Raw genomic sequence first — 15,720 nt, forward strand, 5'->3', positions numbered from 1 at the left:
TGGCCACGCTGTTCCCGGGCCGCCTCGCCCGGACGGGCCCCCCCGCGGACGCCACAGCCTCGCGCCAGTAACGGCACGACGGCCGGAGGGCCGGCCCCCTGTCGGGGGCCCGCCCCTCCGGCCGTCGGTGCGTGCGGTGCGGGCCTCAGTTGAGCACCGCCCCGCCGCCCTTGCGGTCCACCCGGCTGCGCCGGTGGTCGAGGTGCGCGTAGACCCGGTGCAGCCAGCGGTCCTGGCCGTCGTAACGAGGGGTGAAGGAGGTCCTGCCGTGCACGGCGAGCCGGTTGTCCACCACCGCGAGGTCGCCGACCCGCAGCGCGAGGGCCGACATCGTGCGCATGAGCGCCTCGCGCAGCTCCGCCATGGCGGCCGCGGCCTCGTCGTCCAGCGGGTGCGTCGCGGCGAAGTCCACCAGGATGTTCGGGTCCTCGGGGTCCCCGACCAGGATGGGATGCGCCGGAGTGACGGAATTGAGGTCGCCGAAGGACGGCGGCGGCTCGGTGAGGAACCGGGGCGACGCCAGTACGGCGGCCGTGTGCTCGGAAAGCAGGGGAAGCGCCCGCCGGATCGAGGACGTGCACAGTTTCGCATCGCCCGTCGAGTCCTCGCGCACGCACAGCAGCCCCACGTAGTCGGGCTTGTTGTCATGGAAGGCGTTCTCGACGTGGAGTTCCAGCAGAACCGATCCTGCATTGCTCTGGGAATTCTCGCTCCCCGGCACCGGCACGACGTTCTGCACCAGGGCTCCGGTCTTCTCGCTGCGATAGGCGATGACCTCTCCGAGCTGCAGCATGGCCGCCGTCACCAGGGCCGACGCGACGGCCGGCACCCGCTCCACCGAACCGGGCACGCTCGGCGTCTCCGGCAGCGGGTCGTTCGCCACCACCGGCACGTTGCGCAGCAGCAGCACCGCGTCCGGGCCCGCGTCGTGACGGAAGCGGCGCAGCTCGGAGAGGATCCGGCGGGGCAGCATCGCCGAGGCGTCCCGGACGGCGTCCAGCCAGGCGGGCCCGTCGATCAGCGCCGGGCCGGACTCCAGCACCCGGGTCGCCAGGACGATCAGCTCGTCGCGCTCGGCTTCCGTGAGGGTCACGGCGTCCGGCGTCGTACCGGTCGCGGAAAGGGTAAGGGTGTGCTCTCGCGTCCTTGGCATGAAAAATTCCTCGGGGTAGATGAGCCTTGACCCGAGTCAGTTTCCGGACGTGCCCTATCACATTCCTATGGAAAACACTCCCGAACGGCCGGCGGAAATAGGTATAGGCGGGACGTAGTTGCCCGCCGAATGCTTATGGAGCGGCTTTGCCCGGCACATCGGCCGGCCCGCCGCGGTCCACGCACCGTTCGACGGGGGAGAAGAGAGGAGGATTTCATGGCATTAAGGGAAGAAGACTCCGCACACGGCGCGGCGATGGCCGCGGCCGGCGCCCTCGGCGCCCAGGGGGAGGCCCACGTCTGGTGGTGGCGTCCGCCGGAGAACACCGATCCGGCCGACCTGCCGCTGCTGGACACCGAGGAGTTCCGGCGGGCGCTGTCGCTCCCCGCGGAACGCGACGCCGCGGCCTTCGTCCGCTCCCGCGCCGCCGCCCGCCGGGCACTGGGGGCACTGTTCGCCCTCGAACCCCGGGACATCACCCTCGGCCGGGACGACTGTCCCGGCTGCGGCGACGGCAGCCACGGTCCGCCCCGGCTCGTCGTCCCGCCGGTGCCGCTCGCCCTCAGCATGAGCCGGACGAACGGCTGCGGGGTCTTCGTGCTCGGCGCCGGCGCCGCGATCGGCATCGACGCCGAGGCGCTGCGCCCCGTACGCGGCTCGGCGACCACCGATCCGGACCTGACCCCGGCGGAGCGCGCCCACCTGGCCGCCCTGCCGCCGGGCCCCGGGCGGGACGCGGCCTTCCACCGCATCTGGACCCGGAAGGAGGCCGTGGTCAAGGCCACCGGCCTCGGCCTGTCCGGCGTCGAACTGGGCCTGCTCGAAACCCATCCCGCCCGCTCCGGCCCGGTCCGGGTCACCCACACCCACCGCGGCCGGACCACCGCCTGGACCGTCGAGGACCTCGAGGTCTTCGAGGGCGTCGCGGTGGCACTGGCCCGGCCGGCGGGACCCGCCGCGCACGGCCCGGTCCACCACCACACCGACCGCCCGAACACCCCCTGAACCCGCCACGCTCCCCCTGACCGCCCGACCGCCCCGGTACCGCCTCAGCGAAAGGCCCGTAGCGCCATGACCATCGAGTCCTTCTTCCCCGTGGACGAGCTGATCGCCGCCCGTCCCCTCCCCGGCCGGCCGGCCTCCCAGGCCGCCCCCGGCGCCGCGCGCTTCGACGCGTCCGGACAGCTGCTGGGCCTGACCTCCCAGGACCTGGACGCGTACTTCGCGCGGATCGCGGAGGCCGTGGAACAGGACGACCCGGGCCCGGCCGCGCCCGGCGGCTGGGAGGAGCGGGAGCGGCTGCGCTTCTCCACCTGGGTCCGCCGGGTCTACGAACACCCGCTGTCCCCGGCCGTGTTCGCCCTCCCCGTCACCCGGCTCATCCGGGAGGTCCAGCTGGGCCAGGCGGCCGAACTGGCGTTCCGCATCGACGTGGGCCGGGCCCGGGCGAAGGCCGCGAAGCCGTCCGCCGAGGTGCGGGCCACGGCCGCCGTCGCGTCCGCCTGGGCCATCGTGGCCGACGCCTTCGCCCAGTCCCCGCGCCCGCCGCGCGAGCGGGTCGTCGGCGACGTGTGGACCATCGTCCGGGAGACCATCGAACCGGCCCTGCGGCCGGCCGGCACCTTCCAGCCGCGCTCCCACAGCTCCTGGTGAGCGCCCGGCGGGTGCCCGGCCAGCACGCTCACCGCACCGCGGAGGGGAAGGCGTCCCGTGTGGTCAGCGAGGCCGCCAGCAGCCGCACCAGGTCATTGCACCGGTACAGCGGCCTGCCCTGGGCGTCCAGCCCGGACAGCTCCATCAGGGCGCGGTCCACCAGGGCGTCCAGGGCCGACTCCGCCTCCTCCTCCGCCGAGCCCAGCACCAGCGCCGCGTACTGGGCGGAGAAGGGCTCCCCGTCCCAGTCGGCGAGTCCGGTCAGCGTGGCCAGCTCGGCGCCGCCCACCCGGCGCACGCAGTGCACCAGCGCCTCGCGCACGCTCACGTCCCCGTACGCCAGCTCGCCCAGCCGGCCGTCGGGATCGGCGAGCCGGGCCGCCAGCCGGGCCACCGGCCAGTGCGGCCGCGCCGCGAGCCGGGCCCCGGTCACGGAGAGGGCCAGCGGCAGCCCGGCGCAGTACGCCACCAGGTCGTCGGCCGCGTCCGGCTCCGCCTCCAGCCGGTCCCGGCCGATCAGCGAGGCCAGCAGTTCCTGCGCCTCCTCGTCGTCGACCGGGGTCAGCGCGATGGTGTCCGCGCCCGCCACCCGGGCCAGCCGGGCCTGACTGGTGATCAGCACGGCCGCCTCGGGGCCGCCCGGCAGCAGCGGGGCCACCTGCCGGTCGCCGACCGCGCCGTCCAGCACCAGCAGCAGCCGGGCGCCCGAGGTCCGGGTCCGGTACAGCCGCACCAGCTCCTCCAGGTCCTGCGCGGCGGCGGCCGGCGGGGGCTCCCCGAGGGCGCGCAGCAGCCGCACCAGCACCTCGGCGGGCTCCTTCGGGGCGCCGTCCGGGTGGCAGAGCTCCACGTACAGCTGCCCGTCGGGGAACCGTACGGCGCAGTCCTGGGCCGCGCGCACCGCGAGGGCGGTCTTGCCCACCCCGGCCATGCCGGTGATCAGCAGCCGGCGCGGGCGGCCGTCCTCACGGGTGAGCCGCTCGCGCAGCGCGGCCAGTTCGGTCCGGCGGCCGGTGAACTCCCCGTAGGGCGCCGGCAGCGTCGACGGCGCGGCCCGCCCCGCGGGCGCCGCGGGCGGAGCGCCGTCACCGGCGGGGGCGGCGGCGGCCGAGGCCAGGCCCAGGCCGCCGCCGAGCACCGCCTGATAGGTGGAGCCCAGCGCCTCGCCCGGGTCCACCCCCAGCTGGTCGGCGAGGACCGCGCGCCCCTCGTAGTAGGTGTGCAGGGCGTCGGCCTGCCGCCCGCAGCGGTACAGGGCCGTCATCAGCTGGGCGCGCAGGCGTTCCCGTACGGGGTGCTCGGCGACCAGCCCGGTCAGCTCGGCGGTCACCTGCTCGTGCCGGCCGACGGCCAGGTCGGCCTCGATCCGGCTTTCGAGCGCGATCATCCGCGCCTCTTCCAGCGGGGGCAGCTCCGTCTCGATCATCTGCTCCGTCGCGTTGGCCAGCGCGGTGCCCCGCCACAGGTCCAGCGCGTCGCGCAGCAGTGCCCCGGCCTCCTCGAACCGCCGCTCGGCGAGGGCCTCGCGGCCCAGCCGGTCGAGCCGGGTGAATTCGGTCAGGTCGATCCACGCGCCGGGCGCCCGCAGCACGTAGCCGGGCTGGCGCCGGACGATCTCGATCTCCTCGCCGAGGTGCTTGCGCAGCCTCGACATGTACGTGTAGATCTGCGCGCTCGCCGTCGCCGGCGGGTCCCACCCCCACAGGAGCGCGCTGAGCCGGGCATCGGAGACCACGCGCCCCTCGGACAGCAGCAGCGCGGCGAGCACCGTGTGCACCTTCGAACCGGAGAGCGGGATCGTAGCGCCGCCTCCCCGTCTGGCCTCGATCGGCCCGAGCAGCCGGAAGTCCATGCGGCACCCCCTTCTGGTGTGAGCGTCCGTTCTGGATTCCAGAAGCTATGCGGGGGCCTTATTGGCGGGTTATCGCGCGCCGTGCGCCTCCGGGGGCGCGGTGATATCCGCAGGTCGGGGCGGGGCCGCCGGATCAGACGGGCAGGCCCGTGGGGTCCTTGACGCGCTTCATGATGATCTGGGAGTTGACCTCGGTGACCCCGGACAGCGCCGTCAGCCGCTCGATCCACAGCCGTTCGTACGCGCGCAGGTCCGCGACCGCGATGCGCAGCAGGCAGCCCGGACTGCCGAACAGGCGGTACGCCTCGACGACGTCGGGGATGTCCTGGAGCGCCGCCTCGAAGGCCTCGACGGCGTCCCGGTCCCGGCGGACCTCCACCGACACCAGCACCTCGAAGCCACGGCCCACCGCCTCGGGGTCGATCACCGCGCGGTACCCCTGGATCACCCCGTCCTGCTCCAGCTGCCGCACCCGGCGCATACAGGGGGAGGGGGTCAGGCCCACGCGCTGGGCCAGCTCCTGGTTGCTGAGCCGGCCATCGCGCTGGAGCTCGCGCAAGATTTCACGATCAATGGCGTCCATGGCGCAATTATCCCTCGCCTTTTGTTGCGGGAGAGCTGGAACACGCAATCGTATTGCGCGTAGATCTCACTATCATTGCCCTCTCCAGAAAATCTGTACGAACTCCGGCCGGGGGTCGGTCCACACGTGAGGGAAGGGTGGCCATGGGGCGCATCGTCGTCATCAGCACCGGCGGGACGATAGCCAGCCGGTGGAAGGGCTCCGGCTTCGCCGCCGAAGCGGACGGCCGCGAGGTCATGGCCACCGCACCGCTGCCCGAGGGCGTCACCGTCGACGTCGTCGACCTGTTCAGCGTGAACAGCCCCCGCCTCACCACCGCCCACCAGCTCACCCTGCTGCGCACCGTCCACGAGGTCCTCGCCGACCCCGGCGTGGACGGCGTCGTCGTCACCCACGGCACCGACACCCTCGAGGAGTCGGCCTTCCTCGTCGACCTGCACCACCACGACGCGCGCAGCGTCGTCTTCACCGGCTCGCAGCTCCCCATGGGCTCCGCCGACGGCGACGGCCCCGGCAACCTCTACGACGCCCTCCTCACCGCCGCGACCACGCGCGGTCTGGGCGTCCTGATCACCTTCGCCGGCCGGGTGCACGCCGCCCGCGGCACCGTGAAGACCCAGGCCGTCGCCCTGGACGCCTTCGCCGACCCCTCGAAGGAACTGCTCGGCAAGATCGGCTTCGGCAAGGTCGCCGTGCTGCGCCGGCCCGAGCGCCCGGCCGCCCTCGCGCTGCCCGCCATGCCCGAACTGCCGCCGCGCGTGGACATGGTGATGCACCACGCCGACGCCGACCCGCTGCTGCTGAACGCCGCCGTCGAGGCCGGCGCCCAGGGCATCGTCCTCATCGGCACCGGCGCGGGCAACGCCACCCCCGAGATCGTCGAAGCAGTACGGGCCGCCGTGGCCCGGGGCGTCCTCGTCGCCCTGACCACGCGGGTCGCGGCCGGGCCCGTCACCGAGATCTACACGCACGGCGGTGCCGTCGACCTCGTCGCCGCGGGCGCCGTCCCGACCGGAACCCTGCGCGCCGGCCAGGCCCGTATCGCGGTCCTGGCCGCGCTGCTCGCGGCCACCGACCCCGCCGCCCGCACCCAGGCCCTGCGCGCCGCCCTCGGCACCCCGGACCCGGTGCTCGTCGACGCGTAGGGTTCCGCCGCCGCACCACTCCCGGGCCCCATAGGATTCCCGCAACGGACACGACGTCGCGGGGGGACGCAGACATGGAGCCCGGGATCATCGGCACCCGACTGGCCTCGGCGGCCATCGGCCCGCTCGTCAAGAAGCTCTTCGTCACCGAAGGCCCCGGGGCGGGCCTCGTCGACAAGCCGCTCCGGATCTCCGGATACGTCTCCTTCACCGGCGAGAAGCGCTCCCTGACGGAGTCCGACCTGCGCACGCTGGCCGCCAAGCTGGTCCGCCAGGCGCTGCGTACGGGGGAACGCCCCATCGCCGCCGACGAACAGCACGCGGTGGCCGACGCGCTGGCCGCCACCCTGCACGCCCTCGGCGACCTCACGCTCAGCGACGTGGACGCGGTCCGCATGGGGGCCGCCGACTTCGCCCGGGAACTGCGCCGCGCCGCCGACCGCCCCGAACGGGAACTGAGCGCGGACGGCACGCACTTCTACGAACGCCTCCTCGAAGCCGCCTGCCTGCACATCCTGCACTTCTTCACGCAGCGCTCCACCTTCGTCGCCCACGCCCTGGTGTCCCAGACCCGTGGCATCGCGGAGCTGACGGCCAAGGTGGACGAACTGATCCGCCGCGACCCCCTGCCCGGGGCGCGGGACGCGGCGTTCGAGGAGGAGTACCTGCCGTACGTGGCGCGCAGGCACGCGAAGCTCACCATCTACGGCATCGACCTGGGCAACTCCCCGACACGGTGGCCGCTGGACGCGGCGTACCTGAGCCTGGAGGTGACGGCGCAGCGCGGCCGCTTCACCTCAGCACTCCTGGACGCTCTGGAGGCGGGGGCCGTCGAAGGGCAGCCGCTGGCGCTGGACGTCGCCGCCCGCATCGGCGCGGCCCGGGCCGAGCGGCCGGCCGAGCCGGCCCTGGGCGAGAGCCACCTGTCCCTGTACCGCCGCGCGGACCCGGACGAGCGTTCCCTGGACCGGCTGGTGGCCGCCGCCGATGCCCCCCAGCCCGCCGACCAGGCCCTGGCCGGCAGCCGCCGGGTCCTGCTGCGCGGCGAGGCCGGCTCCGGCAAGACCACCCTGGTGCAGTGGCTGGCCGTATCCGCCGCCCGCCAGGACCTCCCGCCGCAGATGGCGTACCTCGAGGACCGCATCCCCTTCGTGCTGCCCCTGCGCACGCTGACCCGCCACGGCGCACGGCTCCCCGAGCCGCGGGAGTTCCTCACCGCCGCCGGCTGCCCGCTCGGCGGGAGCCAGCCCGAGGGCTGGGCGCACCGCGTCCTGGCCTCCGGACGGGGGCTGGTCCTGATCGACGGCATCGACGAGGTCCCCGACCGCGAGCGCGGCCGCGCCCGCACCTGGCTGCGGGACCTGATGGACCTGTACGACGGCGACAACCGCTGGCTCGTCACCTCCCGCCCCTCCGCCGTCGGCATGGACTGGCTCGCCGAGGACGGCTTCACCGAGCTGACCCTGTCCTCGATGGGCCCCGCCGAGACCGCCACCTTCATCAAGCGCTGGCACGCGGCCGCCCGCCAGGGAACGGACGAGGACAAGGAGCTGGAGGCGTACGAGGCCCAGCTCCTCGCAGCCGTCCGCCTCAAGGCCGACCTCGGCCGCCTCGCCACCAACCCCCTGATGTGCGGCCTGATCTGCGCCCTCCACCGTGACCGGCGGGGTTACCTCCCGCACGGCCGCAAGGACCTGTACGAGGCGGCGCTCTCCATGCTGCTGAGCCGTCGCGACCGCGAGCGCGACATGCGGGTCCCCGACCTCCGCGAGGAGCCGCAGCTCGACCTGCTCCAGCGGCTCGCGTACTGGCTGATCAAGAACGGCCGCACCGAGATGGACCGTTCACGGGCGGAGGACATCATCGCCCGCGCCCTGCCCGCCGTCCCGGAGGCGGCGGCCCTGGGGGAGGCGCCCGCCGTCTTCGAACACTTCCTCCAGCGCAGCGGCCTGCTGCGCGAACCGGCCCCCGGCACGGTGGACTTCGTCCACCGCACCTTCCAGGACTTCCTCGGCGCCCGCGCCGCCGTCGAGGACGGCGACTTCGGCCTGCTGACCGCCCACGCCGCCGACGACCAGTGGGAGGACGTCATCCGGATGGCGGTCGCCCTGGCCCGGCCCGCCGAACGCGTGACGGTCTTCCGCGACCTGCTCGCCCTGGGCGACCGCTCCACCGACCGGCGTACCCAAGCCCGCGTCTACCTGCTCGCCGCCGCCTGCCTCGAACACGCCACCACCCTCGCCCCGGACGTGCGCGCGGAGGTGGAATCGCGCACGGCCACCCTCATTCCGCCACGGGACCGGGAGGAAGCCCGAGCCCTGGCCGAGGTCGGCCCCCTGGTCCTGGGGCTGCTCCCCGGCCCCTCGGGCCTCACCGGCGGAGACGCCTACCACGTGGTGATCACCGCCTCACACGTCGCGTCGCCGGCCGCGGTTCCCTTCCTCGCCCAGTTCGCCCGGCATCCCTTCACGCCCGTCCGTTCCCAGCTCGTATGGGCCTGGTCGCGCTTCGACCTCGGCGACTACGCGGACGAGATCATCGCCCGGCTGGAGCCGGCCGGCCTCCTCTACACCGTCCAGTCCGACGAGCAGCTGGAGCAGCTGGAGCGCATCGGGCTCCGTCCGGCCGGGCTGGACGTGAGGCGCGGTGTGTCCTTGGCAGCCCTGTCGGACTTCCTGGACAGCTGTCGCCCCGCCCGGCTCGTGCTCCTGGGCGTTCCCGCGGCCGACCTGACGTTCCTGACGGCGCAGTCCGCTCCGCGCGCCCTCTCCCTCCTCGACTGCCCGAACGTGGCGGACCTGTCCGCGATCGGCGGGCTGCCCGTCGAGCAGCTGGACATCACCACCTCCCGGACGGACTTCGACCTGCGGGCGCTTTCAGAGCTCGGGCAGTTGCGGACCCTCACCATCGAGGGGCCCGCCGGCATGGCCTGGACCGTGCGGGACCTGCCCCCGAACGCCCCCTTGAGCGCCCTCTCCGTCTCCGGCGAGGTCGCCAGGACACACGCGCTCGAGGGGCTCGGGACCTTCTCCGAACTCCGTCAGCTGGTGCTCAACCCGACGTCCGGTCCGTTGACGGCCGCCGACTGGCAGGAGATCCGGGACCTGCCCCTTGACTCCCTCACGGTGCCCGCCGCGTCGCTCGACACGCTCCCGGCGGACGCGACCCTGCCGAATGTGATCAATCTGCACCTCTCCAGCAGCGGGGACGGAGCCCTCCGGAGTGCCATCCAGCGGCTGCCGGCCCTCTTTCCCCGGCTGACGTTCTGCCGGCTCCTCGGAGACCTCGGCGCGGAGGGGGACATCGACATCGCACCCCTGGCGGAACTGACGGAACTGGAGGACCTCTTCATCCAAACGCACCGAGACCGCATCCGCGGCGCCGACCTGCTCCCGAACGTGTCCCTGGGCTGCTCCCCGGCCGACGGCTGACCCCCGTGCGAGCCCGGTGCCCCGGGCCCGCACAGGGGGGCGGCTCAGTGGCCGAACGCCCCCAGGATCCGGTCCGCGGCCGACGTCGCCGTGACGGAGCCCTCCCGGACGGCCGCCTCCAGGGCGGGAGCCAGCTCCCGCACGGCGGGATCGGCCCGCAGCCGCTCCAGCAGGGCCTCGCGGACCATCGACCAGGTCCACTCCACCTGCTGCGCCGCCCGCTTCGCCGCCAGCCGGCCGCCCGCCTCCAGCAGCACCCGGTGCTGCTCCAGGCGGTTCCACACCTCGTCCAGGCCCGCCGACTCCCGCGCGCTGCACGTCAGCACCGGCGGGGTCCACGCCGCGTCCGCCGGGTGCATCAGGCGCAGCGCGCCCGACAGTTCCCGGGCGGCGGCCTTCGCGTCGCGCTCGTGCGGGCCGTCCGCCTTGTTCACCGCGAGGACGTCCGCCAGCTCCAGGACGCCCTTCTTGATGCCCTGCAACTGGTCGCCCGTACGGGCCAGGGACAGCAGCAGGAAGGAGTCCACCATCCCGGCCACCGTGGTCTCCGACTGGCCGACGCCGACCGTCTCCACGAGGACCACGTCGTAGCCCGCCGCCTCCATGACGATCATCGACTCGCGCGTGGCCCTGGCCACCCCGCCCAGCGTCCCCGCCGACGGGGACGGCCGGACGAAGGCCGCCGGGTCGACCGCGAGCCGCTCCATCCGGGTCTTGTCACCCAGGATGGAGCCGCCCGTACGGGTCGAGGACGGGTCGACCGCCAGGACGGCCACCCGGTGCCCGAGGCCCGTCAGCATCGAGCCGAACGCGTCGATGAAGGTGGACTTGCCCACCCCCGGCACCCCGCTGATTCCGATCCGGCGCGCCTTGCCCGTGTGGGGCAGCAGCTCCGTCAGCAGCCGCTGCGCCAGGGCGCGGTGGTCCGCCCGGGTGGACTCGACGAGGGTGATGGCACGCGCGACGTGCGCGCGCTTCCCGTCGAGCACGCCCTTCACGTACACATCGATGTCGATCTTCGGGGGCATACCCGGCGCCGCCTACAGCCCGTGGCCCAGATCCGCGGCCAGCCGCGTCACCAGGTCGTGGGCCGCGTCCGGGATGACCGTCCCCGGCGGGAAGACCGCCGTCGCGCCCATCTCCAGCAGCGTCGGGACATCGGCCGGCGGGATCACCCCGCCGACCACGATCATGATGTCCTCGCGGCCCTCCTCCGCCAGCTGCTCGCGCAGCGCCGGTACGAGGGTCAGGTGGCCGGCCGCCAGCGACGAGACGCCCACCACGTGGACGTCCGCCTCGACGGCCTGACGGGCCACCTCCGCCGGGGTCTGGAACAGCGGGCCGACGTCCACGTCGAAGCCCAGGTCGGCGAAGGCCGTCGCGATCACCTTCTGGCCGCGGTCGTGGCCGTCCTGGCCCATCTTCGCGACCAGGATGCGCGGACGGCGGCCCTCCGCCTCCTCGAACCGGTCGACGAGCGCACGGGTGCGCTCCACGGACGGGGACTCGCCTGCTTCGGTGCGGTACACACCCGAGATCGTACGGATCTGGCTCGCGTGCCGCCCGTACACCTTCTCGAGTGCGTCCGAGATCTCACCGACGGTCGCCTTCGCCCGCGCCGCGTCCACCGCCAGCGCGAGCAGGTTGCCCTCCAGGCCCTGGCCGGCGCCGCGCTCCGCGGCGTTCGTCAGCGCGCGCAGGGCGTCCTGCGTACGCGCCTCGTCGCGCTCCTCGCGCAGCCGCCGCAGCTTGGCGATCTGCTGCGCGCGCACCGAGGAGTTGTCGACGACGAGGACGTCGATCTGCTCGTCGTTCTCCACCCGGTACTTGTTCACGCCGATCACCGGCTGGCGGCCGGAGTCGATCCGCGCCTGCGTACGGGCGGCGGCCTCCTCCACGCGCAGCTTCGGAATGCCCGCGTCGATGGCCTGCGCCATCCCGCCGGCCGCCTCCACCTCCTGGATGTGCTGCCAGGCCCGGCGCGCCAGGTCGTACGTCAGCTTCTCCACGTACGCGCTGCCGCCCCACGGGTCGATCGACCGGCAGGTCCCCGACTCCTGCTGGAGCAGCAGCTGGGTGTTGCGGGCGATGCGGGCCGAGAAGTCCGTCGGCAGCGCCAGGGCCTCGTCGAGGGCGTTGGTGTGCAGCGACTGGGTGTGCCCCTGGGTCGCCGCCATCGCCTCGATGCACGTACGCGTCACGTTGTTGAAGACGTCCTGCGCCGTCAGCGACCAGCCGGAGGTCTGCGAATGCGTGCGCAGCGACAGCGACTTGGCGTTCTTCGGGTCGAACTGCCGGACCAGCTTCGCCCACAGCAGGCGAGCGGCGCGCAGCTTCGCGACCTCCATGAAGAAGTTCATGCCGATCGCCCAGAAGAAGGACAGGCGCGGCGCGAACGCGTCCACGTCCAGCCCGGCGCCCTGGCCCGCGCGCAGGTACTCCACCCCGTCCGCGAGGGTGTACGCCAGCTCCAGGTCGGCCGTGGCCCCCGCCTCCTGGATGTGGTACCCGGAGATCGAGATGGAGTTGTAGCGCGGCATCTTCTGCGAGGTGAAGGAGAAGATGTCCGAGATGATCCGCATCGAGGGCTTCGGCGGATAGATGTAGGTGTTGCGGACCATGAACTCCTTGAGGATGTCGTTCTGGATGGTCCCGGCGAGCTTGTCGGGGGAGACGCCCTGCTCCTCCGCCGCCACGATGTAGAGCGCGAGGACCGGCAGCACCGCGCCGTTCATCGTCATCGACACCGACATCTTGTCGAGGGGGATCCCGTCGAACAGCTGCCGCATGTCGTAGATCGAGTCGATCGCCACGCCCGCCATGCCGACGTCGCCCGTCACGCGCGGGTGGTCGCTGTCGTAGCCCCGGTGCGTGGGCAGGTCGAAGGCGACCGACAGGCCCTTCTGCCCGGACGCCAGGTTGCGCCGGTAGAAGGCGTTGGACTCCTCGGCCGTGGAGAAGCCGGCGTACTGCCGGATCGTCCAGGGCTGGTTCACGTACATCGTCGGGTACGGGCCGCGCAGGTACGGGGCCATGCCCGGGTACGTGCCCAGGAAGTCCAGGCCCTCCAGGTCGCGCCCGGTGTACAGCGGCTGCACGCCGATGCCCTCCGGGGTCTCCCACAGCAGGTCGCCGGCGGCGGCCCCGGTGGACTCCTTCACGGCCGCCCGCCACTGGTCCTCGGAGGCGCCGCGCGGGGGCGCGCCGAGGGCGAGCTCGGAGAAATCGGGGATGCTGCTCACTGCGCGACTCCCATCCGGTCGAGTACGGAGGACAGCACGGCGACCGCGTCGCAGCCGGCGAAGACGTACTCGTCCACGGCGCCGGCCGAGGTGCCGGGCCTGCCCGCGAGGAACACGGTCGTCGCGCCGGCCCCGCGCAGGGCGGCGGCCACCGCCCCGGCCTGTTCCTCGTACAGCGCGTCGCTGGAGCACAGCACCGCCACGCCGTCCGCGCCGCTCGCCGCGTACGCCTCGGCGGCGCCCGCCGCGTCCACGGACACCGGGTCGTGCACCGGCTCGATGCCGCCCGCCTGGAAGAGGTTCGAGGCGAACGTGGCGCGCGCGGTGTGCGCGGACGCCGGGCCCAGCGCGGCGAGGAAGATCCGCGGCCGGGCGCCGGTGGCCTCCAGGTGCGCGTCGCTGCGGGCGCGCAGCGCCTCGTACGCCTCGTCGCGCCGCACCCGGGGCAGACCTCCGGACGGCGCCGCCGGCAGGGGCTCGCGCACCAGGGGCTTCTCCGACAGCGACGGGAACTCGCTGACGCCGGTGACCGGCTCGCGGCGGGTGGCCAGCTTCTTGGAGCGTGCCGCCCAGGTGGCCGCGAGGCGCTCGGCGACCAGCCCGGAACGCAGCGCGGCGGCCTGTCCGCCCGCCCGCTCGACGGTCTGGAAGAACTCCCAGGCGGCGTGGGCGAGTTCCTCGGTGAGCTGCTCCACGTAGTACGAGCCGCCCGCCGGGTCGATCACCCGGGCCAGGTGCGACTCCTCCAGCAGGACGGTCGAGGTGTTGCGGGCGATGCGGCGCGCGAAGGCGTCCGGCAGGCCCAGCTCGCTGTCGAAGGGGAGCACGGTGACGGAATCCGCGCCGCCCACTCCGGCCGCCATGCAGGCGACGGTGGTACGCAGCATGTTCACCCACGGGTCGCGGCGGGTCATCATCACCGGCGAGGTGACGGCGTGCTGCCGCTGGGCGCCCGCTCCGGGAGTGCCGCAGGCCTCGGCGATCCGGGCCCACAGCCGCCGGGCGGCACGGAGCTTGGCGATGGTCAGGAACTGGTCGGCGGTCGCGGAGTAGCGGAACTCCAGCTGCCCGAAGGCGGCTTCCGAGCTCAGCCCGGCCTCCGTCAGGGCGCGGAGGTAGGCCACGCCGGTGGCCAGGGACAGCCCCAGCTCCTCGGCGGCCGAGCCGCCCGCCTCGTGGTAGGGCAGGGCGTCGACGGTCAGCGCGCGCACGCCCGGCCAGGAAGCCGCCGCCTCACGGGCGATCCCGGCGGCGGGGGCCGGGTCCAGGGCCTCTCCGGTACGGGCCTCGTGGCCCAGCGGGTCGATGCCGAGCGAGGCGCGGGCGGCGTCCGGGGCGGTGCCGCGCTCCGCGAACAGGGCGAGCAACGCCCGTGCGGCGTCGGCGTATTCGGCGCCCGCGTCCAGGGCGACCGGGGCGAGGTCGAGGTAGACCCCGTCCAGGGCCCGGCCCAGGCCCTCCACCGGGATGCCGTGGTGGCCGACGGTCAGCCACAGGGAGGTCGTGCCGTTCTCGAGGTCGGCCAGGGCCGCCTCGTTGACCCGTACCGGATCACTGCCCGCGATGCGCTGGCGCACGTCCCAGCCCGAGGTGCTGTTGCCCTCGGGAGTGCCGCCCCGTACGAAGGGCGCGAACCCCGGGAAACCGGTGTCGGGGCAGTCCGCGTCGGGGCGCGCCGTGTACAGCGGGCGGGTGATGAGCCCGTCCTCGAGCGTGGTGGACAGTGCTGCTTCCGCTGCCTCGCCGGTGACTTCCTTGCCCGACTTGCGCAGGACGCCCTCGACGAGGCGTTGCCACTGCTCATGTGTCGCGTCAGGAAATTCGGCGGCCAGGGAGAGCCCGTCGTCAGGCAGGACCGTCATGGCTCGAATGCTAGGGGGGCCTACTCGGCGGTACCAGAACCATCGGATGTGATCTCGCCCTCTCAGATGAGCCCGCCCTGGCCGGGCGGGGTACGGGCCGGCCCGCCGCCCCGCCGTTCAGGGGTGCCCCGGCGCCCGGATCGGGGTCGGGACCGATGCGAGTGGGGTGCGCCCCGGAGTCCTCCGGCCGGCCGGCCCGGCCCACCGACGCGGGAGCCGGGGGTCCGATCCGGCCCCGTCGGCGTTTTGAGCCCCGGGGAAGGCGGAAGGGCGGGTGGGGGACGGCCCCGCGCAGCGGTGACCACCCCGCGGCCGGATACCGGCCCCGGCCCCGACGCCCCACCGGGCCGCGGTCGTGGCGGCCGCGTTGCGGGGCCATGAAATCCAGCCAGCCGTTTCCGGCCGCCCGGCGGGGAGAAATCCCAGGTCAGCGCCGGTCACCGGCCGCCCCCCTAGCCCTCCGGCGGGGATTGACCCACCGCGGGGCCCCTGACACGCTCCGAGCCATGACCGCGAACGACCACCTCGCTCCGCGGCTCCGCACCCCCGGCCCCTGTACCGCGCCGGGCACGTGTCCGGGCCGCTGTCCGGCCCGCATCGGCGCCTGACTCCAAGCCGCCCCGCACTCCGCCGCCCTGCCGGTCCCGCCCCGCTCCGTCGTGCCCGAAGGCCCGGAGCCGGTTCCGGCGGTACCGGACCCCAGGACGTGCCGCCCCGCCCTCCACGGGCGGGCGAGGTCCGCCCCGGCGACCCCGCAGCCCCCCACGCCCCGCTTCCCCGGGGCGCCACCGGCAGCTCC

The 15,720-nt window shown here is 74.0% G+C and carries 10 protein-coding genes; 4 read left to right on the forward strand and 6 right to left on the reverse strand.

Annotated features, from left to right (window positions below):
• Window positions 1-145: 145 nt before the first annotated feature.
• Window positions 146-1,153 (reverse strand): TauD/TfdA family dioxygenase, encoded by a 1,008-nt coding sequence (locus ACZ4WZ_RS27415; RefSeq protein WP_467894342.1) that lies wholly within the window; start codon window positions 1,151-1,153, stop codon window positions 146-148.
• A 216-nt stretch (window positions 1,154-1,369) separates the two neighbouring features.
• On the opposite strand from ACZ4WZ_RS27415, the gene ACZ4WZ_RS27420 reads away from it, so the two are divergent.
• Window positions 1,370-2,158, forward strand: a complete 789-nt coding sequence (locus tag ACZ4WZ_RS27420; protein WP_467894344.1) for a 4'-phosphopantetheinyl transferase family protein — start codon at window positions 1,370-1,372, stop codon at window positions 2,156-2,158.
• Window positions 2,159-2,224: 66 nt separating this feature from the next.
• Window positions 2,225-2,806 carry a hypothetical protein gene (locus ACZ4WZ_RS27425; RefSeq protein WP_467894346.1) on the forward strand — a complete coding sequence of 194 codons (582 nt, stop codon included), beginning with the start codon at window positions 2,225-2,227 and terminating at the stop codon, window positions 2,804-2,806.
• A gap of 28 nt (window positions 2,807-2,834) precedes the next feature.
• On the opposite strand, the gene ACZ4WZ_RS27430 is transcribed toward ACZ4WZ_RS27425, so the two are convergent.
• Both ACZ4WZ_RS27430 and ACZ4WZ_RS27435 read right to left on the reverse strand, forming a co-directional pair.
• A complete protein-coding gene (locus tag ACZ4WZ_RS27430) occupies window positions 2,835-4,658 on the reverse strand; it encodes an AfsR/SARP family transcriptional regulator (RefSeq protein WP_467894348.1) in 1,824 nt (607 codons plus the stop codon).
• 133 nt (window positions 4,659-4,791) lie between these two features.
• Window positions 4,792-5,241 carry an Lrp/AsnC family transcriptional regulator gene (locus ACZ4WZ_RS27435; protein WP_467894350.1) on the reverse strand — a complete coding sequence of 150 codons (450 nt, stop codon included), beginning with the start codon at window positions 5,239-5,241 and terminating at the stop codon, window positions 4,792-4,794.
• A 143-nt stretch (window positions 5,242-5,384) separates the two neighbouring features.
• On the opposite strand from ACZ4WZ_RS27435, the gene ACZ4WZ_RS27440 reads away from it, so the two are divergent.
• Together ACZ4WZ_RS27440 and ACZ4WZ_RS27445 are read left to right on the forward strand one after the other, a co-directional pair.
• Complete coding sequence (locus tag ACZ4WZ_RS27440; RefSeq protein ID WP_467894352.1) at window positions 5,385-6,386, forward strand: asparaginase; 1,002 nt, start codon at window positions 5,385-5,387, stop codon at window positions 6,384-6,386.
• A 74-nt stretch (window positions 6,387-6,460) separates the two neighbouring features.
• Entirely contained in the window at window positions 6,461-9,817 is a 3,357-nt protein-coding gene (locus ACZ4WZ_RS27445) for an NACHT domain-containing protein (RefSeq protein WP_467894353.1), read from the forward strand.
• A 44-nt stretch (window positions 9,818-9,861) separates the two neighbouring features.
• Here ACZ4WZ_RS27445 and meaB read toward each other — a convergent pair whose 3' ends face one another.
• From meaB to mutA, 3 genes are read right to left on the reverse strand one after another with little or no spacing between them, the layout of a single operon-like run.
• Complete coding sequence (gene meaB, locus ACZ4WZ_RS27450) at window positions 9,862-10,845, reverse strand: methylmalonyl Co-A mutase-associated GTPase MeaB (RefSeq protein ID WP_467894355.1); 984 nt, start codon at window positions 10,843-10,845, stop codon at window positions 9,862-9,864.
• Window positions 10,846-10,857: 12 nt separating this feature from the next.
• Complete coding sequence (gene scpA, locus ACZ4WZ_RS27455) at window positions 10,858-13,059, reverse strand: methylmalonyl-CoA mutase (protein WP_467894357.1); 2,202 nt, start codon at window positions 13,057-13,059, stop codon at window positions 10,858-10,860.
• Window positions 13,056-14,921: a methylmalonyl-CoA mutase small subunit gene (gene mutA, locus ACZ4WZ_RS27460; RefSeq protein WP_467894359.1), complete on the reverse strand. Its 1,866-nt coding sequence runs from the start codon at window positions 14,919-14,921 to the stop codon at window positions 13,056-13,058. Before mutA ends, scpA begins: the two co-directional genes overlap by 4 nt.
• Window positions 14,922-15,720: the final 799 nt, after the last annotated feature.

Source organism: Streptomyces sp. NPDC029122 (assembly GCF_055569445.1).